The organism is Flavobacterium bizetiae, assembly GCF_024271895.1.
Lineage (GTDB): Bacteria > Bacteroidota > Bacteroidia > Flavobacteriales > Flavobacteriaceae > Flavobacterium > Flavobacterium bizetiae.
The window spans coordinates 5153097-5176706 of the sequence record NZ_CP091861.1; the positions used below are offsets into that span (position 1 = coordinate 5153097).

The following is a 23610-nucleotide window of genomic DNA, read 5'->3' on the forward strand; positions in this document are numbered from 1 at the left end:
AAAAGATTATTTTAGCATAACTCAAAATTCAACATCAAAACAATACCATTCAGTTAGTTACCAACCAAAAAAGTTAATTATTATGAATGCAGCCATACAAGAATACAACGATTCGCAAACACCTTCAGACAAAGAAATTTGTGATCAGTTAGCCCAAATAATCACTCAAAACCTGCCCAATGCCGAAAATAAAATCTGGCACGCACATCCTGTTTGGTTCCTCGACGGAAACCCAATTGCAAGATACAGCAAACTAAAAAATGCTGTGCGCCTACTTTTCTGGAGCGGCCAATCTTTCGACGAAGAAAAACTCCTAGACGAAGGTTCTTTTAAAGCCGCAGAATCCCGTTATACCGACCTCGTCCAAATCAACAAAGACGATCTCGAACGCTGGCTCAAAAAAGCACAGGAAATACAATGGGATTATAAAAATTTAATCAAAAGAAAAGGTGTTTTAATACGATTAAAATAATAAATTTATCCTTTAGCATAAAGTCAAAAGCATTTTATACTTATGAGTCGAAGAATCAAAAAAAGAATAGTAGAAAAAACCTCAAAAAAGGACACCATTGCTTTTATCATAAAAGTAATTTCAATTATACTCTGTCTTATCAGTTTTATATATGTAATAAGGCATTATCATAATTTTGTAATAGTAAAATTTGAGTTTTTACTCTATATCTACTTAATTGCCGGTCTTATATTTGGGCCCCTATTTTATAAATATCAAAAAAACTATGAAGGAAAAAATTTTAAATCAGTAAACTATTTCGCTTCCATTCTCATAGTTTACGGTACAATTGCCTGCGCCAGTTTTTTTCTTGCCAACGAATATTTGTCTACAAATACAGAGTACATTGTAGTTTCGCCCATCTTCGAAAAACATGAAAGCTACAAAAGATCTCCCAACAGCATTGTCGTTCAGATCGAAGGCACCAAAAAAGAAATCAACATACACAATTACGACTTTAAAGAAATAAGCATGTACAACTTTGCCGAAATAAAAATAAAGAAAGGATATTGGAATTTTCCCATTATACTCGAAACAAAACTCAGTATAAGCAAATAAACAGCCTTTATAAAGTCTAAAACTTATAATGAACAAAGAACAAATAATACCACTCTTAATTTATTCTCACGCTGTATTTGGCGGCATTGCTCTCCTATCCGGACTAATTGCACTTATCGTTAAAAAAGGAAAAAACATACACAAAAAATCAGGAAAGCTTTTTTATTACTGCATGCTTTTATCTGCCCTAACCGCTTTAATTATAGCCATTTTACCTCAACATCAAAGTCCGTTTTTATTCGCCATAGGCATTTTTAGTTCTTATTTTATCATAACGGGTTACAGAGCCTTAAGATTCAAAAATAAAAATATCAATCTTAAAACAGACAAACTTATTTCAGGCATTATGATTTTTACCGCCGTCATAATGGTGATTTACAATCCTCTCGTACATCAAAAAATAAATATTGTTTTAACCGTTTTGGGTATCGTAGGATTTGTTTTTTCAACCCGTGACCTAATTCTTTACAAAAATATAGAGAAACTAAATACCGCCTGGCTAAAACTACATTTAGGAAAAATGATTGGCGGATACATTTCAGCCACAACTGCCTTTGTGATGGTAAACAATTTCTTTACAAGTTTTTATGGCTGGTTTGTTCCCGGAATAATTGGCGGATTTTATATTATTTACTGGATTAAAAAAGTAAATAAAACACAACAACAAACCCAGATAAAGCTGGAATAAAAAACATTGCAAAAACAATAATGAAAAAACTAATCACCTATCAAATTGATTCTTTTACAAAAGAAAAATTCAAAGGAAATCCGGCCGGAGTTGTCATCAATGCCGATGAACTAACCGATTACGAAATGCAACAGATCGCCAGAGAATTAAACAACTCCGAAACGGCATTTCTTTTCGCTCCAGACAGTGATGATTGCGATGGTGTGATTCGTTATTTTACCCCAAATACCGAAGTACCTATTTGCGGACACGCGACAATTGCAGCCATGTACACAAAAGCAATCGAAGAAAAACTGGATTCCTGCATTTTAAAGTTTAAAACTAAAATTGGCATCCTTCCGTTTGAAGTTATCAAGGAAAATGAAGATTATCAAATTTTAATGACTCAGGGAAATTTCGAACTCGGTGATGTTTTTGATTCCGCTGTAACTCAAAAAATGATAACAGCATTGGGATTACAAAAATCAGATCTTGACGAAAAATGTCCTGTTCAAATTGCCTCTACAGGACATTCTAAAGTAATGATCGGAATAAAAAGCCGTGAGAAACTCAATACTTTATCTCCAATTTATAATGATTTAGCCCAACTAAGTAACGAAATTAACTGCAATGGCTATTTCGTTTTTACTTTCGATTCAGACGATCAGGATGTTTTGACATACGGCAGAATGTTTGCACCCGCAATTGGTATAAATGAAGATCCTGTAACCGGAAACGCAAATGGCCCGTTAGGAGGCTATCTGGTACAAAACAACATCATTGATTATAAAAACAACACATTTGAATTTAACGGAAAACAAGGCGAAAAAATAGATCGTCTTGGTGTAATAAAAGTTAAAGTCGTAACCGAAGAAAACAAACCAAAATTGATTCAGATAAAAGGCGACGCTGTAGTTGTCTTTAGAGCCGAAATAGAAATCTAGTAGAACAATAGTTAAGTGAGAGAAAAAAACTATTATGATAATACGAGAAATTAAAAATACCGATTTTGATGTTTTAAGAAAACTGTTCCTGAAAGAAAGACAAGACACATTTTTCTGGCTCGATCCTACAGAATTTAAATTAGACGATTTTGAAAAACATATAAAAGGAGAATTGGTTTTAGTTGCCATAGATCAGGAAATTCCCGTTGGTTTTATTTCCATCTGGATGCCTAATAACTTTATTCACCATTTTTATGTCGATCAAAAATATCAGGGCAAAGGCGTTGGGACTTTATTATTAAACGCTGCAATTCAGAAAACGCTCCTGCCCATTACCTTAAAATGTTTAGAAGAAAATACAAAAGCCGTTGCCTTTTATAGAAAAAAAGGATTTATTGAAAAAGAAAGAGGCCCATCTGAACATGGAGATTATATTTTGTTTGAGTTAATGTAACAGATAACTAAAGATTTAATCGCAAAAAATAGAAATTGATCATAAACCAAACCATCATTAAACCCAAAAATGGCAAATACTTTCTACTCCTACTTAGCCTTTATAGCACCCACCTCAGATGCGAGTCTGATTGCTTTAAAAAACAATCTGAAAACTTTTTATGAAAGACCGGTAATAGAAAACAAACCTGAAATTCTATTAGAGGACAATCAGATCAATATTACATTTGATGATGAATATCAATTATATATTGCATTTTCTGAAGAAGAATATGTTAATGAAGAAGCCCTCGAGATCGCACAAGAACAGCAACTGGATTGGAATGAAAATACTTTTGACAAAACAGCATTAGAAACCTGCCGCAAAAGATTTGAGATTTGGGGCGATGACGATTTCGATATGGATTATTTTAATGACAGCTTATTTGTAATTGAACAAATAGAGCAATTTAGCAACGTAATTATTTTTTCAATATAATAATTTAGTCTGGAATCGTATTTTTATTTCATTTAAACTTTCACTACTCAATATTAAGAAAATGTAAAGTTTTAAGAAATTACACAAAAAATACGCAACCATTTACAGGTTTTACATCTATTAATTAAACCAACGTAAAATCTATAACTATGAAAAAATTGCTTCTATTAATCGCAATTGTCTTATTTTGTTCTTGCAGTAATGATGATAAAAATTCATCAGAAAATCAATTAAAAGGAGAATGGGCCTTAATTAGTATTTCCGGCGGAATGAATTCCCAGTCTTCACCAAAACCTGAACAGAAAATTACAATCGAGTTTGCTGGTAATATCCTAAAAACATATAACAATGGAAATTTAACTAATACTCAGGCCTTTTCTTATCAAACAAAAAAATCAATTTTTGGCGGTATCAAAAAAATGATAGAGGTTCAAAGTAATTTAATAGCAAATGATATTCCTAAACTGCAATCTTTTGAAATTAAAGGAGATGAATTGTACTTAAAAGATGAATGTTATGATTGTTATACTTACAAATATGCGAGAATAAATGCTGCGAAGTTGTAAAGAACTTTAATAACATCTACATATACGCTTCAAAAAAAATCTGCTTTTAGTAATACATCTAAAAGCGGTTTTTTTATTTTAAATTCCCTTTTTTACGATGATACTATCAAATCTCTGTTTTGGTTTTAATTTGTATTTTCGTTGAAAAGAAAAACGGTCATTTAAAAAATATTTTATGGAAGAAACATTACCTGAAAAATCAATTTTTGAAGAAATACCAACAGAAAAAATTTATACTGAAAAAGCAATTCGGGTTGGAACTTTTTTAGGAGGTCCCTTAGTTGCCGGTTATTTTATGGCTGAAAATTTTAAAGTTTTTGGCGATTCTGACAAAGCAAAAAAAACATGGATTATCACAATACTGGCAACCCTCTGTATCTTTGCCCTTATATTTTTTGTTCCTGAAAACATTCTAGATAAGATTCCTAATATTGTTTTTCCGCTTATCTATATGGGAATTGCAGCTTATTGTACCAAACTATATCAGGAAAAACTAATCAATGAACACATCGAAAGTGGTGGCGAACAATTTAACTGGGGCCGTACAATCGCAATTTCTATTATCGGCATTTCAATTCTTCTTGGTGCTGTTTTTAGTACTTATTTTTTGACCGAAACTGCCAACGGAAGACTTACAGAGTCAACAAAAACATACGGCACGATGCAACATCAAATTGTGTATCAAAACAATATTGATGAAAATGAAGTCGATAAAATTGCCGAAGTTTTTAAAAAGACCACTTTTTTTGACGACGCCCTGACCAAATATGTGTATCTCGAAAAGATCAATAATAACTACGAAATATCCATTTCGTGCAATGAATCTGTTAAAGACGATGTAACTGCATCACAGCCTTTTGTAGAATTAAGAAACAACATGCAAAAGTTTTTCCCTGACAATAAGATCATTTTTAAGCTTGTGGTGAATAGTCTTGATAATGTGGTAAAACGAATTGAATAAATATAATTGTACTGATGAGTAAAACCAAAAATGAAACAGCAATTGAAAATACACTAATAATTGTAGGTAATCCTAATTTACTTTTAATTGGCTTGGGTATTTTTACATTACTGCTTTCTGTGACTATTGCTTATTTTACCTTTAATATTAATTATTTCATCCATTATTCAACAGAAAATATTTTTGTTTGGGTATTTGCTCTCTCGATTTTATTATTTGCCGCTTTAAGCATTTACATGATTTTAACTGTAAAGAAAGTTATACTTACCCATACCGGTTTAAAAATTTCATATCCTTTGTTGTTTTCGTCGCGCGATATTCATTTTGATGATGTTTGCAATGTTTACGATCAGGATTATGATATAAAAGGTTCTCATAATTTTAAAAAATATGATATTTATAAAGGAAAAAAAACAATAATCGAACTTTATGACGCTAAGAACATTGTAATTACTTCTCTTGAGATTACAAATTATGCGATTCTTGCTCAAAATTTAAAGAACATTACCAAGCCTTATTTTAAGATAAAAGCCCATTATTATGACAATATTGTTAATACACAGCGTTATGGCTGGTTTGTATTTTGGGTTTTCTTTATTTATTTTTTAATCGCGTATATCATCTATAAAAAGTATTCTTGATTCTTTATGAGACAGGATTGAGATAGCACACTGATTAAACGGATTTAAGCAGATTTACTGAGATCTTTTTTGCTTTGAAATTGATATCGCAAAGTGACGTCATTATTTTTATCTCATAGTCAGTTAATATACCCCTACCTTCATTTCTTATAAATGAAAAACTTCTGGTCTAGCCCCGATGGGAGCGGTATCCTTTTTCTTGTTTCTTTAACAAGGAAAAGATATAGTGTACAGCGGGACAAATGGTTATTGCAAAAGCTTTATTCTTCTGCTCCTTATTAAATAAACACAAATTTTAATTAATAAAAAACAAATATTTATTGATAAACAATAAATTTATATATCTTTGTATCATATAATTTTTTAAATCAAAATATTATGTCTACAAAATCAGCTTACATTTTAAAGCTCCTGAACATAGTGTCATGGATTGCTTTTATCGGACTTTGTGTAAAAGCAGGTTCGCTTTTGGCCTCATACGGGGTTAGTATGTTTATTAGTGAAGTTGGGGCAAAAAATCTGCCTTTGGGTTTAGATTTGTCAGCATTAAAGGCTTACGATCAAATCGATTATTCGATTATGGTTTTCTGCCTTACCGCAATTACCATTTTTGAAGCTTTAATATTTTATGCGGTCATTCAGATTTTCCTGAAAATTAATTTTGTTAGTCCGTTTCATGAAACAATTGGAAAACTGATTCAAAAAATGAGTGGTTTTTCGCTTATTGTCGGGCTTTTGAGTAATGTAACCGCTTCATATTCGGAAAAATTTACTGCTATGGGAATTCAGCTTCCTAATTTAATGGAGCATATAGGTCTTGGAGATGCCTTTTTATTTTTTGCCGGCATTTTATATTTCATCTCACAACTTTTTGCAAAGGGAATTGAACTGCAAAAGGAAAGTGAATTAACCATATAAATTATGCCAATTATAGTAAATCTCGACGTTATGATGGCAAAACGAAAAATGTCATTGAATGAGCTTTCGGAAAAAGTCGACCTGACGCTTTCGAATCTTTCGATATTAAAAACAGGCAAAGCAAAAGCCGTTCGGTTTAGTACGCTCGAAGCAATTTGCAAAGTTTTAGAATGCCAGCCGGGAGACATTTTAGAGTTTATCCCTGAATAATTTTTTAAATAATCATAGTATGGCATATTTTAAAAATGTAAATAAAATCTTATATTTATATTTTTTATATTTTTAAAATATGTCCAATACTCTATGCCTTTTACTACTTACATTTCTCTTTTTATCCTGCGAAAATAAAGAGACAGGCCCGGAACAATTGCCTCAGCATCAAAGTTTAATTTATTTTAAAACTTCTACTGTTGCTGAATTGGGAGATAAAAATTGGTTCGAACTTCAGCCTAAATTGAATGATACAATAAAAGTGGAATATATTGATGATATAATCTTTGTATCCAGATTTATTGAGGTAAATGCCTGTACCAAATATGCGGGGGATGTTGCAATAAAAAGAGATTCTATTTTCCTGATTCATAAAGCACTACCAGGCGACGCGTGTACCTCGACCGCTATTGATAAAGTGACCTACATCATCAAAAATCCTCAAATGAAAAAATATAGAATAATCCTTAAACATGAATAAGGTTATACTAACATTTCTCGTTGCAACGCTATTCTGGAACTGCAGGAAAAACGATCAAAATAAAGACCGCTTTTCTAACTATGAACTAATTAGTACAAAAGAAGAAGTTATAAAGATAAAATTTATTGAGTGGGCCACTACCGACAGACCTGGTTTTATAACTGAAGACAACTATAATGATAAAAAAAATGATAGTACTTTAATTGAATACTGTTTTTATCTTGATACTAAAAATAGTGATATCCAGAGCTTTTCTGCCAAAAATATTGAGAAACTAAATGACGGAAAAACAATTGAGTTAACCGGAAGATATTATAAAACCAAAACGTTTGATGCTATTTTTCCGTATAAAGAATTTAACAACTACAGTTTTAAACCAAAGGACGGTTACTTTACTGTTTTTGTTTATGAATCTGTAAAATAATTCGTCTTATATGCCCCTTAAAACTGTCTTTTTTAATCCCTAAACTATTGATTATTAAACATTAAATTTGTTATACTAATTTCTAAATCAGATAAAATGAGTGCAACAGATTTTACCACAACAATACAAGTCAACCAATCTCCTGAAGAAGTTTTTAATGCCGTAACCAATGTTAGAGGTTGGTGGTCTGAAGAAATAGAAGGCAACACGGCTAAATTGAATGATGAATTTAACTATCATTATGAAGATATTCATCGTTGCAAAGTAAAACTGATTGAGGTAATCGAAAATCAGAAAATCGTTTGGCTGGTCGAAGAAAATTATTTTAAATTCACCCAAGACAAAACGGAATGGACGGGAACAAAACCTACTTTTGAGATTGCTGAAAAAGACGGTAAAACAGAACTACGTTTTACACATTTTGGTTTAACCTCAGAATACGAGTGTTTTGAAATATGTCAGGGTGCCTGGACCAACTACATTCAGAATAGTTTGAAAAAACTAATTACAACCGGAAAAGGCGAACCCAATGCCACAGGAAAACCACAGACCGAAAACGAGAAGAAATTATCTCAAAATTAATTCGCTCCCTTTGATTTCCATTTTTAGACTACGACAAAAATAGTTTTGGCTAAATCTGCCCGATGAATCTTGCGCAACTTTGTACTATAAAAATAGATACAAATGAAAATTACAATTACAGGTTCGTTAGGGAACATTAGCAAGCCACTGGCTCAGGAGTTAGTGCAAAAAGGACATGAAGTTACAGTAATAAGCAGCAGTACAGCAAAACAAGCCGAGATTGAAGCTCTTGGAGCTAAGGCAGCTATAGGTTCTGTTGAAGATGTGGCTTTTTTAACCGAGGTTTTTACAGGCGCAGATGCGGTTTATTGTATGATTCCGCGTGCGAATTATTTTGATCCCAATCTTGATTTGGATGCTTTTACCCGAAAAATTGGGAATAGTTATGTCGAAGCAATCCAGAAATCAGGCGTAAAACGTGTTGTATTTTTAAGTAGTATTGGCGCACATTTAGAGCAAAATTCAGGAATTATTCAGCGTTATAATGAGATTGAAACTGTTTTGAAAAAGCTTCAGCATGTTTCGATAACCTTTATGCGTCCAACTTCTTTCTTTTATAATTTGCTGGCGTATATTCCGCTGATTCAATCGCAAGGTATTATTGCAGCAAATTATGGGGCAGACAGCGTAATTCCGTGGGTTTCTCCAAATGATATTGCTGCTGCAATTGCCGAAGAAATCACCACTCCGCTTGACGGGAAAAAGATTCGTTACGTATCAAGCGAGGAAGTTACAGGTCACGAAACAGCAAGAATTTTGGGCGAAAGCATAGGAAAACCAGATTTAAAATGGGTTTTAACTAGCGATGAAGAAACTTTAAACGGTTTGGTAAATGTGGGTATGCAGCCTAAAATTGCCGAAGGTTTGGTCGAAATGTACGCCGGACTTTACAACGGGTTGTTGGGAGAAGATTACAATAACAATAAACCGGAAATAATGGGTAAAACAAAACTGGTTGATTATGCCCGGGAATTTGCTGCAATTTATAATCAGAAATAAGTACCTTAGACTATGGCAAATCATCAACCTCATCGAATAAAAACTATCAGCGAATTTCACGAATTTAGAGATTTGCCCAAACCTGAGCATCCGTTAGTGAGCGTTTATAATTTTGAAGATCTTAAACATCTTAACGAAGAAGAACCTAAAAGTTTGATGCTCGATTTTTATTCGATTGCATTAAAACGTCATGCCAATGCAACCATGCGTTACGGTCAGCAGGAATACGATTTTAAAGAAGGAGTTTTGTTGTTTATTGCACCAGGTCAGGTTTTTTCTATAGAAGGCAATGCCGAGTTACAACATACAGGATGGTCATTACTTGTCCATCCTGATTTTTTATGGAATACGCCTCTGGCAAAAAAAATCAAACAATACGAGTATTTTGGCTATTCGGTTCATGAAGCTTTGCACTTATCTGATAAGGAAGAAAAGATGATTATTGCCATTATAAAAAACATTCAGCAGGAATATCAGTCGAATATTGACAAATTCAGTCAGGATGTTATTATTGCCCAAATCGAGTTATTGCTTACGTATGCAGAGCGTTTTTATAACCGACAATTTATAACCCGTAAAATAAGCAATCATCAAATTCTGGCCCGCTTAGAAAACCTTCTAGAAGAATATTTCGAAACTAGTTCTTTATCTAAAAACGGATTGCCAACAGTACATTACATTGCCGAAACTTTGAATGTTACGCCCAATTATTTGAGCGGATTGCTAAAATCCCTTACAGGCCAAAGCACGCAACAGCACATACACGATAAACTCATCGAAAAAGCCAAAGAAAAACTTTCGACTACCAACTTGTCGATAAGCGAAATTGCTTTTGAATTAGGGTTTGAACACCAACAATCGTTTAGCAAATTGTTTAAAACCAAAACAAATGTCTCCCCTTTAGAATTTAGGCAGTCTTTTAATTAAAAAGCGTTTTCGTAAAAATGACGTTCATAATTTTCATAAATTCGTGCTATTAAAATTGAAATTATGAATCCTATTTTCAGAAATACGCTGGCCGTAATTATTGGCCTTTTTGTGGGAAGTATTGTCAACATGGCTATTATTTTAATGAGTGGTTCGGTTATACCGCCTCCAAATGGTGCAGACGTTACCACTATGGAAGGATTAAAAGCTACGATGCATTTATTCGAACCTAAACATTTTATTTTTCCTTTTCTGGCACATGCTATAGGTACTTTTGCCGGGGCCGCTACAACAGCAGTAATTGCCGCCACTCGCAAAACCGAATTGTCTCTGGTAATTGGTGCTTTCTTTTTGTTAGGAGGTATCGTAAATGTGTGCACATTGCCGTCTCCAATTTGGTACAACATTATAGATATCGTATTTGCGTACTTACCAATGGCTTATTTTGCCAGAAAACTGGTTGTTTCAAAATAATTTTAACTTCATATTTTTCAAGATGAGCGAGAAATCAATATCACGAAAACCCGCAAAAATGTGCTACGAACATATTGGCGGAAAATTAGAGCAATTATTGGTAGAAAATTTTGCCGAAAAAGGATGGATTGCTAAAAGCAAACCAACCGATAAGCATTTTTATATTACTGATTTAGGACAGGAAGAATTTGAAAAACTAGGCATCGATATTTCGCAAATCAAGTCGGAAGATTTATAAATAAAAAGAATGAAAAAAGTTGGGCTTGTAGGCGGAACCAGTTGGGTTTCGACAATTGATTATTATAAATTCATAAACGAAGATGTAAATAAAAAGCTGGGCGGACTGCAATTTGCAGAATGCCTGATTTATTCTTTGAACTTTGGCGATATTCAGAAAAAAACCTGGCCAAACTCATACGAACTGGTATTCAATGCTTGTTTAAGTTTACAAAAAAGTGGCGTTGATGCCATTGTACTATGTGCCAATACAGCTCATATGCATGCGGACAAAATCGAAAGAGAAATTGATATACCCTTAATTCATATTGGTACTGAAACTGCAAAAGCTATAGTACAAGAAAAAATCACGACTGTTGGTTTATTAGGAACTTCGTTTTCTATGGAAATGGATTTTTATAAAGATCGCCTAAAGACTTTTGGTTTGAATGTATTGATTCCGGAAAGTCAGGAAAGCCGAAATTATATACAACAAGTTTTGAAACAAGAACTGGGCAAAGGAATTATAAATCCGGAATCGAAACAAAACTATATCAAAATTGCCAACGAACTCATCGGACGTGGCGCAGAAGGAATTATTTTAGGCTGCACCGAAATTCCGTTATTAATCAATCAATCTGATTTTTCTGTTCCTGTTTTTGATACCACAAAAATACATTCTGACACTATTGTGAGCTTTATGCTTGCTTAAACTTAAATTATAATCTATGAGCTATTTTGGCGGACTGGGTTCTGGAAAAGGCTGGAATAAATTTAATTTTATCCTTACACCTCCAGAATTTGAATCAATTTTCGAGGAACTTAAATTTTACTTTGTTATTACAAATGCAAGGGTTCCCATAGATTATACTGCAACTGATGCATCTTATGTGTTTAATGGTTACAAAGATTTTTTTACCAAAATCATAATTGGCAATAAAGAATATGATAAAAAAGAACATTGGTCTTACGAGAGTAAAATAAGAATATCGATTACAGACAATATCAGTAAAATTGACTTTAAAGAAATTATAGACAAAGAAGGTGCTATTTCTGATGCATTTAAATTGGTCGATCCAACAGAACCTGTAATCAATATCAGTCCTTTTTATCTTACTTTTTCAGAGAATAAAGAAAGTTTAAGCATTGCTTACATGAATACTGAAGGCACAATAGGCTTAGAACTAACGTATCCTAAAGTTGTAAGTTTTTCTTCGGATAAATTCAATTCGGCTATTGATGCACAACAATTTAATAATCAGTTATTATTTAATGACTTAGTAAAAAATATAAAGGCATTATCTAACAAACCAAAATTGCAAAGCAGTACAAAACTCTATCGTCCCAATTTTTGGATTAGTCCCGAAGCAAAAAAACTTATCAATGAAAATCGCTATTTAAAATCTAAAGGTTTAATTATTCTTTAAGAATATAAATTTTAAACATTTCGAATAAAATATTAAATGCTTTTTTAACTTCTTAAAATCTTATTTTATAACTTAGTTAGCTTTTTAAAATTTTAAAATCATGACTAAGAAAGAAATAGCCCAGAACTTTTTAAAGCTTGCTGCAAAAGGGCATTCACACGAAGCTTTCCGTCTGTATGTTGGCGCAAATTTTAAACATCATAATGCCTATTTTAAAGGTGATGCCGATACTTTGATGTTGGCAATGGAAGAATCTACGAGAACAAACCCTAATAAAGTTTTTAAAATTCATCATATTTTAGAAGACGGGAATCTGGTCGCCGTGCATTCGCATTTAAAACAAACCCCGGTCGATCTGGGTTTTGCGGTAGTCCATATTCTTAAAATTAAATCGGATAAAATTGTAGAACTTTGGGATTTAGGACAACCTGTACCCCGGGAACCTATTAACAAAAACGGAATGTTCTAGTTTGTAGTCGCAGTTTTCAGTCGCGGTAAACAGTTTACATTCGAGATTAAAAAAATGAAAATTATTACTGAATTAACCGCAAAGACCGCAATGTTTTTTTATTTACGGAGTTTAATAAAATAGTAAAGTTCGCAAAGCGAATTCAATACAAAGCTTTGCGAACTTTGTGTTTGTAAACTTTCTCACTGATAAAAAACTTTGCGGTCTTTGCGGTTAATTCGCAACACAAAGTGGCACAAAATTCACACCCAAACCTGAAACTTGAAACAAAAAAATAAAACAAAAAAATAAAACAAAAAAATGACTTCCAAACTTCGAATCCTCTTCCTATTATCTTCTATTCTTTTCTTTTCAAATCATAATACATTCGCTCAGAAAAAAAACAATTACGCCGCTCAAATTGATAGTTTAATAAGTGTCAGCAATCCCATATTTAATGGTGTTGTCCTGATTGCTAAAAACGGAAAAACGGTTTATAATAAAGCATATGGTTTTACTAATTTTGAAACCCGAAAATATTTAAAAACAGACAGCCAATTCGAAATCATGTCGAATACCAGACAAATCACGGCTGTTTTAATCCTAAAAGAAGTCGAAAAAGGCCAAATCGATCTACAGGCACCTATAAAAAAATATTTACCGCAATTGACTCAAACCTGGGCAGATTCTGTAACGGTTCACCAACTCTTAAATCATACGCATGGAATAGTGGATCTAAAGAAACCGCTTTTATTTAAACCCGGAAGTGACTTTAAATATGGTGATTTAGGATATAGTTTATTGGGGAAAATCATTGAATCTGTTACTAAAAAAAGTTATTATGAAGTAGCCAATTCATTTTTTAAAGAGCTAAAAATGAAACACACACTTTGTTTTTCTGCAGCTCCAATTAAAAATTTAGTTTCCGGATATGTCAACAATAATAACTCCTTTAAAAAAATATCAAAAACGATGATTACTGTCGATGGAACTTCTTCTAACGGAATTGTTTCAACAGCCAGCGATTTAGCCATCTGGAATGAAAATCTCCATAAAGGAAAATTGCTAAAACCGGAAAGTTATCAATTACTGTTTAAGTACAATATAACAGCTCAAAATAGTTTCTTCGGAAAAGAAAAAGTAGGATACGGATACGGTTTTAGAATTGTTGACAACGAACCTATTAAATATGTTGGTCATACCGGTTTAGGTGATGGATTTTCTTCTGTAAATTTATACTTTCCGGAAAGCGACGTAAGTTTGATTATTCTAGAAAACCAAATGAATCAAGATCGTGATTTATTTTACGCTACAGAATTGAAAATCAAAAACATTCTGCTAAAAGGTACTTTGCTCAATAAAAAATAAAGCACAATGGCAAAAAATAAAACTACCGAAACTAATGAAAGTATTGTTGATTTTATTAATGCTTTTGTGGAAGATGAAACCAAAAAAAAGGACGCTTTTGAGCTTGTCAAAATAATGCAGGAAGTTAGTCATTTTAAACCCAAAATGTGGGGGCCAAGTATTATTGGTTTCGGAAGTTATCATTACAAATATGCCAGCGGTCACGAAGGCGATGCCCCGCTTGTGGCTTTTTCTCCAAGAAAAGCAGCGATATCCCTTTATGTATATACAGCGCCCGAAGATAGAGACGAATTACTTGCTAAACTAGGCAAGCACAAACCATCAAAAGGTTGTATTTATGTCCAAAAATTAGCCGATATCGATATTGACGTCCTTAAAAATATGATTGCACTTTCTTTAGAAAATTTAAAAAAATTATATCCCTCAAATTAAATACCACCATGATCCTAACTTTAATAATTTTGCTGTTCGCCATTCTTATTTTGGTTTCACAACATCCCAGATATGGTAAAAAACCCTCCGGAGAAAGATTGGCTTTAATGCAAAAATCACCCAATTATAAAAACGGGAAATTCGAAAACATTCATTTTACGCCTGAACTCGCAGAAGGTTATAGTTTTTCTAAAGTATTTATCGATTTTTTATTTAAAAAAGTAGACCGCAAAATTCCGTCGGATATAATTCCCAGTATAAAAACCAATCTGTTAGAACTTTCTCCGGATCAGGATATTCTGGTTTGGTTTGGGCATTCCTCCTATTACATTCAGCTCGAAGGAAAACGTTTTCTAATCGATCCTGTTTTTAGCGGCAACGCCTCTCCTATATACGGAACCACAAAAGCGTTTAAAGGAACGGATATTTATACTGCCAATGACTTTCCTGAGATCGATTATTTATTGATCACGCACGATCATTATGATCATCTTGATTATAAAACAATCATGGATCTTCAGCCAAAAATCAAAAAAATAATTTGTCCGCTTGGCGTAGGTTCACATCTTGAATATTGGAAGTTTCCTAAAGAAATTATCATCGAAAAAGACTGGTACGAAAAAATAGAACTTGATCAGAATTTAACGCTTTACACCACGCCATCAAGACATTTTTCGGGTAGAAGTATTGAGCGCTGCAACACACTTTGGACTTCTTTTGTATTAGAAGCCAACAATTTTAAAATGTATTTGGGCGGTGATAGTGGTTACGACACACATTATGCCGAAATTGGCGATAAATATGGTCCTTTTGATATTGCGCTTCTCGATAACGGACAATATAATCCTGCCTGGAGATACATTCATAATCTGCCTGAAGATCTTATCAAAGCAATGAAAGATATCAAAGCAAAAAGAGTTTTCCCGGTTCATTCTTCAAAATTTCCTTTGTCGCTTCATGCCTGGGACGAACCCTTAATAAAAGTAACCGAATTGAATGCTGCTTCAGAAAATCCAATTCCGTTAATTACACCAAAAATTGGAGAATTAGTAGCGCTTAGAAACGAAAAACAAGAATTTCAACAATGGTGGAAAGGGGTTAGGTAATTTTTGATTTTAGATTGCAGATTTTAGATTTTAGATTTTAGATTAAAAACTGTGACTATTTAGTGAAAACCTGAAACCTGAAACAAATAAACGAATACTATGTCATTTCGACTGAAAGGAGAAATCACACTAGAAACTCCGCAAAGTATTACTAAACTTTGTCGATTAACGAGTGTGATTTCTCCTCCATCGAAATGACAAGATTGTGTGCAAACCTGAAACTTGAAACAAAACAAAAACCATGAACCAAAAAATATACCTTTTAGCAATTGCTTTTTTCCTCACCTTAAATAGTTTCTCCCAAAATACTTATGTTTTCCTGGGAAGCTACAATCGTGACAAGAACGCAGAATCTATTCAGGTGTATCAATTAGATACTTTAAAAGGAAATCTAACCAAAATAACCGCAGCAAAAAACACCATCAATCCATCGTATTTGACTTTATCGCCCAACGGGAAATACTTGTATGCCTGTACTGATACCAAAACACCAAATGCGGGAAGCGTGAGCAGTTTTGAATTTAATCCTGAAAACAAAACCCTGACTTTTTTAAACAAACAATCCAGCGGTGGCGAAAATCCGGTTTATCTCTCGGTTCATAAAAGCGGAAAATGGCTTGTAAATGGTAATTATTCTGAAGGAAGTGTTTCGGTTCATTCGTTATTAGAAAATGGAAAAATTGATTCGCTTGCACAGAATTTTCAATATACTGACGGAAGCACTCATAAAGAACGACAAACGAGGTCCCACGTACATTCAACGGTATTTTCGCCTCAAAATGATTATTTATTTCTTCCTGATCTGGGTGCCGATAAAATCCGTTGTTATCGTTTTGATGCCACTTTAAAACAACCTTTAGTTGCAACAAAAGTACCTTTTACCAAAACAGATTTAGAAGCCGGACCAAGACATCTTACCTTTCACCCAAACGAAAAATTTGGTTATTGTATCGAAGAAATGGCCGGCGCAATAAGCGTTTATGATTACCACGATGGAACTCTAAAACAAATTCAGCGCATCAATACGCATCCCGACAGCATAACTTCCGGATTTGAAAGTTCAGACATTCACATTTCGCCTGACGGAAAATTTTTGTACGCCACAAACCGCGGAAAAGAAAATAACATCGCAATTTTTTCAATCGATGAAAAGGGTCTCTTAAAAAATATTGGTTATCAATCGACTTTAGGCAGTCATCCCCGCGTTTTTGCCCTTGATGAAAGTGGGAAGTTTTTGATTGCCACAAATGTTAATTCCGGAAATGTGATTGTTTTTAAAAGAAATCCAAAAACAGGAATGCTAAAAAAAGTAGGCAAAGAAGTTCAAATGGAGAATGTTTCTTGTGTTCAGATAAAAAGAATTTAGATTTTAATTGCCCACGGGGTTTACGGATTGAACTGGTTTGCACTGTTTTTTTTTATTCTCATTCTTCGAAATGACAAATTAGGCGAAAATATTATTATGAAAATGATTGTCCTAGCCCCGATAGAAGTGGAAATCCTTTTGTGGCGGGGTTCGCCACAAAAGATTGGAACGGATAGCGGGATTAGCTCCTAAAAAAATGCATTTATCATAGAAATCGAGATAACAAACTTTGCGTAAAAAATCATTTTATTCCTGTAATCTGTGGCAAAAAACTCTCTCATACAAAAACTAAAGTCATTTTTTTATTTTAAATTCGTGCTCATTCGTAAACTTTAGTGGTAAACGAAAACTTTAAAACTTTAAAAAATGAATAATTCAGAATTCAATTTACAGCCTGATTTTTTAGAAGACGACATTACAAAATTAGTTCCCTTGCAGGAAAGCGATTTTGACGCGCTTTATAAAGTAGCGTCAGATCCTTTAATTTGGGAACAACATCCAATGAAAGACCGATATAAAATTGAAGTTTTCAGAACATTTTTTGACGCGGCCATCAACTCAAAAAGTTCTTTTTTAATTTTAGACAAAAAAACAAACGAAATTGTAGGCAATACCCGTTACTACGATTACAATCCTGAGAAATCAAGTATTGCGATTGGTTTTACCTTTATTGGCCGAAAATTCTGGGGCGGATTATACAATAAATCGAATAAAAAATTATTGATCGATTATGCTTTTAAGCATGTAGACTCAGTATTATTTCATATTGGTACAGATAATATTCGTTCGCAAAAAGCAGTTGGTAAATTGGGAGCTGTAAACATTGGTGAAGTAAATGTTATAGGGAATGTTCCCGTTAATCTGCCTCATTTTGAATATGAATTGAAAGCTGAAAATTATCAATTATAAACAATTATGAATTATGAGTTATGAGTTATTATTAGGAACATCTTCTGTCTTTTGACAATTTAGATTTTCGATGTGCCTTTAGGCACTAAATATTGGTAATCATAGAATTAAGACATTGGTTCGCGTGCCATAGGTGCGCAACGTCATATTTTGTTGCGTACCTACGGCACGCTAAATCTCTTCTAATTCATATTTTTTCTACCAATCTTTAGTGCCTAACGGCACAAATACAGATTTTTAATCTTTGATTTTCATTATTACTTTCAACATTTACCCAATAACATATAACTTCTAACAATGAAAAGAATTACTGTTTTCTGCGGATCCAGTTTTGGTACCGAAGAAATTTACAAAGAACAAGCAACTTTGCTGGGACAAACCCTGGCAAAACAAAATATAGAATTGGTTTACGGCGGAGCAAACGTAGGTTTAATGGGCGCTGTAGCTGATGGTATTTTAAATGCAGGCGGAAAAGCAATTGGAGTTTTACCCAACTTTTTAAGATCGAAAGAAATAGCGCATTTGGGTTTAACCGAATTAATTTTGGTAGAAAGCATGCACGAACGAAAAACCAAAATGAACGATTTATGCGATGGTGTAATTGCACTTCCGGGTGGTTTTGGAACTCTCGAAGAACTTTTCGAAATGCTTACCTGGGCACAATTAGGCTTGCATAAAAAACCAATTGCGATTTTAAACATCAACGGATTTTATGATTCTTTGATCGAATTAACGAAAGTGATGGTAGAGAAAGGTTTACTAAAAGATGTTAATCAGCAAATGCTTTTGGTGAGCGATAACATTGATGATTTATTACATCAGATGCAAAATTATGATCCTCCAACAGTTGGGAAATGGATTGATGGAAAAAAGCTTTAAATTGATCTTGAATGTAATTAATTAATTTTTACATCAAAGCTCCGGTGGCGCGACATATTTATTTTTATTGAATAGATAAATATTTCACCCCGCTGGGGCTCTTTTATTATGTAATTTTTTGATTCTCTATAAATATTTCGTCCCGCTGGGACTTGTTTATTTAATTTTTAAACTGTTTTTTATAATCACTTGGATTCAATCCTGTATATTTTTTAAACAATCTATTCAGGTGACTTGCATCGCTAAAACCAAACTCATACACAATTTCGTTGATTTGCATATTGGTAAATTTTAGCCTCGTTTCGATCAGTTTTATTTTATAGGCCATCGTATATTGCTGAATACTTTGTCCGGTTTTGGTTTTAAAATATTCACTGATATAAGTTGGTGAAACATTAAATTCTAAAGCCATTTTTGTTGCTTTTAATGCTTCAGGCTTGTAAATATTCTGATGAACATAATGCAGTAAATCCAAACTTTGTTCTGTATTAGATGGCGCAATTGCCATTGGCGAGATAAGCGAAATATTTCTGGCAGCAATGGTAATAATTGTATTCAGAATTTGCTTGATAACCTCTTGCTGTTGCGGAAAACTACTACTCTCCTCCCGAATCAAAGCCTCGATCATGGCTCTTAATAAAGGTTTATCGGTGATTGTTTTTAAAATACAACCCGGTAAATGATTGTGATTATGAAAAATAAATTCCAGTTTCTGGATCCAGTCGTTGCTTTGGGTTTTGAGATAACTATCCTGAAAACGAATAAAGAAAAACTTCGTTTTTTCGATCACTTCAAAACTATGCGTGTCCTGCGGAAAAATTAGAAATAATTTATCACCGGCATAAGGCAAACGATGATCGTTTATAATCTGGATGCCTTTTCCTTCTAATACAAAAACCATTTCAAAAAATGTATTCTTGCGTTCTTTGGCTTCATATTCTGAAACTTCTAAAAACTGAAGTTCAAAAGGATGGTATAAATTTCTAATTTCCATCTCGCAAAAGTACAAAATATTCCAATGATTGTACAAGTTTTAAAAAGCAGTTCTTCTCAACTTTGTATTATAAAATCATACAAAATATGGAAACTACTTCTTTTTTATTACTACGTCTTGCCGTCGCCATCAGCATGTTTGGTCACGGATTGGTACGTTTACCCAAACTAACCACTTTCAGCAACTGGATGATTGGCAATTTTGAAAATTCTATGCTGCCTAAATTCATCGTAACGCCTTTTAGCTACATTTTACCAATAGCCGAATTCGCAATTGGTTTGCTTTTGCTATTGGGTTTATTTACAAAACCTTCTTTGATTGCGGGAGGATTTGTAATGCTGGCTTTATTGTTTGGAACTTCGATGATTGAGAACTGGGAAGCCATTCCGTCACAGTTAATTCACGTTGCATTTTTTGCCTTACTTTTACATTTTATAGATTATAATAGTTGGGCAATAGATTCATTTTTAATTAAAAAATAATAGTCATGAGTTCAAGAAGAAATTTTATAAAACAAACCGGAATTATTGGAATGGTCGGGATGATAAATCCAATAGACACCTTCGCAGAAGTATCCAAAACTTCATCATTTTTAGCGCCGCCAAAAACAAAATGGGCCGATGGATCGAGATTAGTCGTTTCGATTTCGATGCAATTTGAAGCCGGCGGACAACCTGATAATGCCGAAAGTCCGTTTCCTCAAAACATACAAAAGGGTTATATCGATCTTCCCGCCGCAACCTGGTACAATTACGGGTATAAAGAAGGGATTCCGCGTATGCTGGACAATTGGGATAAACTAGGCGTAAAAGTGACCTCTCATATGGTAGGAACTGCCGTTCTAAAAAATCCTGAACTGGCCAAGGAAATTGTACAACGCGGTCACGAAGCTGCAGCACACGGTATGAACTGGAGCACGCAATATACAATGCCTTATGAAGAAGAAAAGAAGTTTATAAAAGATGGTGTAGATGCAATCAAGAATGTAACTGGTTTTACTGCTATTGGTTATAATGCCAACTGGTTACGTCGCGGACCGAATACATTAAATATTCTGCAGGAACTGGGTTTTAAATATCATATTGATGATATCAGTCGTGATGAACCTTTTATTATTCAGGTAAAAAACAAAGATTTTGCTGTGGTTCCGTACACATTACGTTGCAATGATATCGTTCTAATCGAAGGAAAAAATTTCTCCGTAGATCAGTTTCTACAACAAGCCAAAATGGAATTCGATCAATTATATGCCGAAAGCGAAACACAACGCAGGCAAATGTCAATCAGTTTTCATGATCGTATTGGCGGAACTCCGCAAATGGTTAAAGCTGCAAATGATCTTATTCGATATATGCAACAACACAAAGGTGTTAGCTTTAAACGTAAAGATGAAATTGCCGAAATAGCTTTGCACGATAAAACTACAATAAGAGAATAACTAATATATTTTAGATTGCTGATTTTAGATTATAATCCATGCAGGTAAAAACTTGTGTGGATTTTTTAATTAATGGTAATTGGAATTTCTTTCTTAAATTAGATGTTCGAAAAAAGTACCAGGTTTAAACCCAATCTTGTCATTCCGAGAAACGAGGAATCACACATGAAACTCGTCAAAGAATGTCGCCAATCGTAGTAGACCAACGCGTGTGATTTCTCCTCCGTCGAAATGACAAATTAAGCTTGATTCAGATCTTACATCTTACAAACAACATCTCATCCATAAAAAAATGAAAGCAGAAAATAATCACTTCGCAAAAGCCGAAATGCTGATCAGAAAACCTGTTTCAGAAGTTTTTCAGGCTTTTATAAATCCGGAAATTACCCGTAAATTTTGGTTTACAAAAGGTTCCGGAAAATTAGAACAAGACACCACAACTGAGTGGACATGGGAAATGTATGGTTTCTCATTAACCGTTACCACGCATGTTTTACAGGAAAATCATAAGATTGTGATCGAATGGGGAAATCCCGATGAAACGACTTTAGTAGAATGGATTTTTAGTCCGCTAAACGAAAATGAAACTTTTGTGAGCATTACCAACTCAGGTTTAAAAGGAGATGCGGATAAAATAATCGATCAGGTTCGCAATTCTACTGAAGGTTTTACGTTAGTATTGGCGGGAGCAAAAGCCTATTTAGAACATAATATTTTATTGAATTTAGTATTGGATCGATTTCCGAAAGGTCTCGCGTAAGAAGATTATAAATTAAGATTTTATGTTTTAATCGCGCAAAGGCGCAAAGTTTAAAATAAAAACATTAAAAAATCAGCTTAAATACGCGCAATCTGAGTGCTAAAACTTTGCGACTTCGCGCCTTTGCGAGAGATTCATTAACCTATTCTTTAAAATTAATTGTATCAAAAAAATGGAAACAAAAAAACCTTCAAATATCGACGAATACATTGGCGCGTTCCCAAATGACGTACAGGAGATTTTAGAGAATGTAAGAGCAACGATTCAGAAAGCGGCTCCTGAGGCCAAAGAAAAAATCAGTTATTCGATGCCGGCTTTTGAACAAAACGGAATTTTAGTTTATTTTGCTGCTTTCAAAAATCATATTGGTTTGTATGCTTTACCAAGTGGTCATGCAACTTTTGCAGCAGAACTTTCAAAGTATAAATCCGGTAAAGGTTCGGTACAATTTCCGTTGGATCAGCCCATGCCTTATGATTTGATAACAAAAATTGTAAAATTTAGAGTAAAAGAAAACCTGGAAAAAGCAAAAAAGAAATAAGATTTAATCCTAAACCGAATTCAACCAATTCTATGAAACAATTACAACTCTTTATTTTGCTTCTTTCACTTTTTGTAAGTCCTTTTATTATCGCTCAAAACGAAACTTCAATCGAAAAAGAACTTGCAGAATTGCACAAACCAAACCAAAAAATGCAAGATTCTCTTTCGAAATTAATCAAAGAATACAATCTTAAAATAGAGCTTGAAACAGACATCGCTAAACGAAATCTGCTTACACTTCGTCTAGACACACTTTGGAATGCGAAAGATCAAAACGATATCAACCAATTAAAACTTGATTTTGATTTTGCCAGAAAACATCCAAATTCATTAAAGGCTTTAGAAATAATGAAAATAAATGTTGGTCGTTTTACGGGAATGAATTTTTATGACACTTTCGTGGAAGTTTTCCAAAATTTTTCTCCAGAAGTACAGAATTCTCCAACAGGCAAAGAAATGTCGGAACGACTAAAGTATTTCAAACAAAGTAAAGTTGGCAGTATTGCCCCCGCATTTACTTTAAAAGATATTACTGGTCAAACCATTTCGCTAAGTGATTTTAAAGAAAAGAAATACGTTCTGATAGACTTTTGGGCAAGTTGGTGTGCTCCGTGTCTTGAAGAACTGCCTTATATCAAAGAATTGTACAAAAAATACAACCAACAAGGGTTTGAAATCATTAGTGTTACTCAAGATCAAAAAGCCGATCTTTGGAAGAATGCTATTGCGAAAGAAAAAATCGAATCCTGGAAACATCTTTCTGTTACTGAAAACAAAGCCACGATTGATAAAGATTATTTTGTTTTTGGCATTCCGCATAAGGTTTTAATTGACAAAAACGGAGTCATTATTGGAAAATGGAAAGGTAGCAGCGAGAACAACAAACATGAATTACAGCAGCTTTTAAAATCTGTTTTTGAAGCTGAATAA

33 protein-coding genes are annotated in these 23610 nt (G+C 33.6%); 32 read left to right on the forward strand and 1 reads right to left on the reverse strand.

Annotation, left to right across the window (positions count from 1 at the left end):
- The first annotated feature begins 82 nt into the window (after positions 1–82).
- The 27 genes from L0669_RS21165 to L0669_RS21295 all read left to right on the forward strand — a co-directional run bounded on the left by L0669_RS21165 (position 83) and on the right by L0669_RS21295 (position 18945).
- Positions 83–472, forward strand: coding sequence for a DUF1801 domain-containing protein (locus tag L0669_RS21165; RefSeq protein ID WP_263759849.1), 390 nt, complete (start codon positions 83–85; stop codon positions 470–472).
- A gap of 363 nt (positions 473–835) precedes the next feature.
- Positions 836–1069 (forward strand): hypothetical protein, encoded by a 234-nt coding sequence (locus tag L0669_RS21170; protein ID WP_173971858.1) that lies wholly within the window; start codon positions 836–838, stop codon positions 1067–1069.
- Between the two features lie 28 nt (positions 1070–1097).
- Positions 1098–1757, forward strand: coding sequence for a DUF2306 domain-containing protein (locus L0669_RS21175; RefSeq protein ID WP_263759850.1), 660 nt, complete (start codon positions 1098–1100; stop codon positions 1755–1757).
- A 20-nt stretch (positions 1758–1777) separates the two neighbouring features.
- On the forward strand, positions 1778–2680 hold the full coding sequence (locus tag L0669_RS21180) for a PhzF family isomerase (RefSeq protein ID WP_263759851.1): 903 nt from the start codon (positions 1778–1780) through the stop codon (positions 2678–2680).
- A gap of 34 nt (positions 2681–2714) precedes the next feature.
- Positions 2715–3134: a GNAT family N-acetyltransferase gene (locus L0669_RS21185; protein ID WP_263759852.1), complete on the forward strand. Its 420-nt coding sequence runs from the start codon at positions 2715–2717 to the stop codon at positions 3132–3134.
- Positions 3135–3203: 69 nt separating this feature from the next.
- Positions 3204–3611 carry a hypothetical protein gene (locus L0669_RS21190; RefSeq protein WP_263759853.1) on the forward strand — a complete coding sequence of 136 codons (408 nt, stop codon included), beginning with the start codon at positions 3204–3206 and terminating at the stop codon, positions 3609–3611.
- A 149-nt stretch (positions 3612–3760) separates the two neighbouring features.
- Positions 3761–4177 (forward strand): hypothetical protein, encoded by a 417-nt coding sequence (locus L0669_RS21195; RefSeq protein WP_263759854.1) that lies wholly within the window; start codon positions 3761–3763, stop codon positions 4175–4177.
- Positions 4178–4352: 175 nt separating this feature from the next.
- Positions 4353–5138: a YijD family membrane protein gene (locus L0669_RS21200; protein WP_263759855.1), complete on the forward strand. Its 786-nt coding sequence runs from the start codon at positions 4353–4355 to the stop codon at positions 5136–5138.
- A gap of 14 nt (positions 5139–5152) precedes the next feature.
- Positions 5153–5779 (forward strand): hypothetical protein, encoded by a 627-nt coding sequence (locus tag L0669_RS21205; protein WP_263759856.1) that lies wholly within the window; start codon positions 5153–5155, stop codon positions 5777–5779.
- A gap of 378 nt (positions 5780–6157) precedes the next feature.
- Complete coding sequence (locus L0669_RS21210) at positions 6158–6697, forward strand: DUF2975 domain-containing protein (RefSeq protein ID WP_263759857.1); 540 nt, start codon at positions 6158–6160, stop codon at positions 6695–6697.
- 3 nt (positions 6698–6700) lie between these two features.
- Positions 6701–6907 (forward strand): helix-turn-helix domain-containing protein, encoded by a 207-nt coding sequence (locus tag L0669_RS21215; RefSeq protein WP_173971866.1) that lies wholly within the window; start codon positions 6701–6703, stop codon positions 6905–6907.
- Between the two features lie 79 nt (positions 6908–6986).
- Positions 6987–7388 carry a hypothetical protein gene (locus L0669_RS21220; RefSeq protein WP_263759858.1) on the forward strand — a complete coding sequence of 134 codons (402 nt, stop codon included), beginning with the start codon at positions 6987–6989 and terminating at the stop codon, positions 7386–7388.
- Positions 7381–7812, forward strand: a complete 432-nt coding sequence (locus L0669_RS21225; protein ID WP_263759859.1) for a hypothetical protein — start codon at positions 7381–7383, stop codon at positions 7810–7812. Before L0669_RS21220 ends, L0669_RS21225 begins: the two co-directional genes overlap by 8 nt.
- A gap of 96 nt (positions 7813–7908) precedes the next feature.
- On the forward strand, positions 7909–8394 hold the full coding sequence (locus L0669_RS21230; RefSeq protein ID WP_263759860.1) for an SRPBCC family protein: 486 nt from the start codon (positions 7909–7911) through the stop codon (positions 8392–8394).
- Between the two features lie 102 nt (positions 8395–8496).
- Positions 8497–9393 carry an NmrA family NAD(P)-binding protein gene (locus tag L0669_RS21235; RefSeq protein ID WP_263759861.1) on the forward strand — a complete coding sequence of 299 codons (897 nt, stop codon included), beginning with the start codon at positions 8497–8499 and terminating at the stop codon, positions 9391–9393.
- 12 nt (positions 9394–9405) lie between these two features.
- Entirely contained in the window at positions 9406–10320 is a 915-nt protein-coding gene (locus L0669_RS21240) for a helix-turn-helix domain-containing protein (protein WP_263759862.1), read from the forward strand.
- A 63-nt stretch (positions 10321–10383) separates the two neighbouring features.
- The gene (locus L0669_RS21245; RefSeq protein WP_173971872.1) at positions 10384–10794 is read left to right on the forward strand and encodes a hypothetical protein; all 411 of its coding nucleotides are present in this window, start codon (positions 10384–10386) and stop codon (positions 10792–10794) included.
- A gap of 22 nt (positions 10795–10816) precedes the next feature.
- Positions 10817–11032 carry an ArsR family transcriptional regulator gene (locus L0669_RS21250; protein ID WP_263759863.1) on the forward strand — a complete coding sequence of 72 codons (216 nt, stop codon included), beginning with the start codon at positions 10817–10819 and terminating at the stop codon, positions 11030–11032.
- Positions 11033–11041: 9 nt separating this feature from the next.
- Positions 11042–11722, forward strand: coding sequence for an aspartate/glutamate racemase family protein (locus L0669_RS21255; RefSeq protein ID WP_263759864.1), 681 nt, complete (start codon positions 11042–11044; stop codon positions 11720–11722).
- 16 nt (positions 11723–11738) lie between these two features.
- The gene (locus L0669_RS21260; RefSeq protein ID WP_263759865.1) at positions 11739–12437 is read left to right on the forward strand and encodes a hypothetical protein; all 699 of its coding nucleotides are present in this window, start codon (positions 11739–11741) and stop codon (positions 12435–12437) included.
- A gap of 100 nt (positions 12438–12537) precedes the next feature.
- Entirely contained in the window at positions 12538–12906 is a 369-nt protein-coding gene (locus tag L0669_RS21265; protein WP_173971876.1) for a nuclear transport factor 2 family protein, read from the forward strand.
- 300 nt (positions 12907–13206) lie between these two features.
- Positions 13207–14253, forward strand: a complete 1047-nt coding sequence (locus tag L0669_RS21270) for a serine hydrolase domain-containing protein (protein WP_263759866.1) — start codon at positions 13207–13209, stop codon at positions 14251–14253.
- A 6-nt stretch (positions 14254–14259) separates the two neighbouring features.
- Positions 14260–14685 carry a DUF1801 domain-containing protein gene (locus L0669_RS21275; protein ID WP_263759867.1) on the forward strand — a complete coding sequence of 142 codons (426 nt, stop codon included), beginning with the start codon at positions 14260–14262 and terminating at the stop codon, positions 14683–14685.
- A gap of 8 nt (positions 14686–14693) precedes the next feature.
- Complete coding sequence (locus tag L0669_RS21280; RefSeq protein ID WP_263759868.1) at positions 14694–15791, forward strand: MBL fold metallo-hydrolase; 1098 nt, start codon at positions 14694–14696, stop codon at positions 15789–15791.
- 241 nt (positions 15792–16032) lie between these two features.
- Entirely contained in the window at positions 16033–17157 is a 1125-nt protein-coding gene (locus L0669_RS21285) for a lactonase family protein (protein ID WP_263759869.1), read from the forward strand.
- 366 nt (positions 17158–17523) lie between these two features.
- Positions 17524–18066 (forward strand): GNAT family N-acetyltransferase, encoded by a 543-nt coding sequence (locus L0669_RS21290; protein WP_263759870.1) that lies wholly within the window; start codon positions 17524–17526, stop codon positions 18064–18066.
- A 297-nt stretch (positions 18067–18363) separates the two neighbouring features.
- Entirely contained in the window at positions 18364–18945 is a 582-nt protein-coding gene (locus L0669_RS21295; RefSeq protein ID WP_263759871.1) for an LOG family protein, read from the forward strand.
- Positions 18946–19105: 160 nt separating this feature from the next.
- On the opposite strand, the gene L0669_RS21300 is transcribed toward L0669_RS21295, so the two are convergent.
- Complete coding sequence (locus L0669_RS21300) at positions 19106–19939, reverse strand: helix-turn-helix domain-containing protein (protein WP_263759872.1); 834 nt, start codon at positions 19937–19939, stop codon at positions 19106–19108.
- Positions 19940–20025: 86 nt separating this feature from the next.
- Between L0669_RS21300 and L0669_RS21305 the strand changes: the two genes are divergently transcribed.
- From L0669_RS21305 to L0669_RS21325, 5 genes are all read left to right on the forward strand, one after another.
- Positions 20026–20421 carry a DoxX family membrane protein gene (locus L0669_RS21305; RefSeq protein WP_263759873.1) on the forward strand — a complete coding sequence of 132 codons (396 nt, stop codon included), beginning with the start codon at positions 20026–20028 and terminating at the stop codon, positions 20419–20421.
- A 5-nt stretch (positions 20422–20426) separates the two neighbouring features.
- Positions 20427–21377, forward strand: a complete 951-nt coding sequence (locus L0669_RS21310) for a polysaccharide deacetylase family protein (RefSeq protein WP_263759874.1) — start codon at positions 20427–20429, stop codon at positions 21375–21377.
- Positions 21378–21669: 292 nt separating this feature from the next.
- Positions 21670–22137 (forward strand): SRPBCC family protein, encoded by a 468-nt coding sequence (locus L0669_RS21315; RefSeq protein WP_173971886.1) that lies wholly within the window; start codon positions 21670–21672, stop codon positions 22135–22137.
- Positions 22138–22309: 172 nt separating this feature from the next.
- Positions 22310–22678 carry an iron chaperone gene (locus tag L0669_RS21320; protein WP_263759875.1) on the forward strand — a complete coding sequence of 123 codons (369 nt, stop codon included), beginning with the start codon at positions 22310–22312 and terminating at the stop codon, positions 22676–22678.
- A gap of 32 nt (positions 22679–22710) precedes the next feature.
- Positions 22711–23610: a TlpA family protein disulfide reductase gene (locus L0669_RS21325; RefSeq protein ID WP_263759876.1), complete on the forward strand. Its 900-nt coding sequence runs from the start codon at positions 22711–22713 to the stop codon at positions 23608–23610.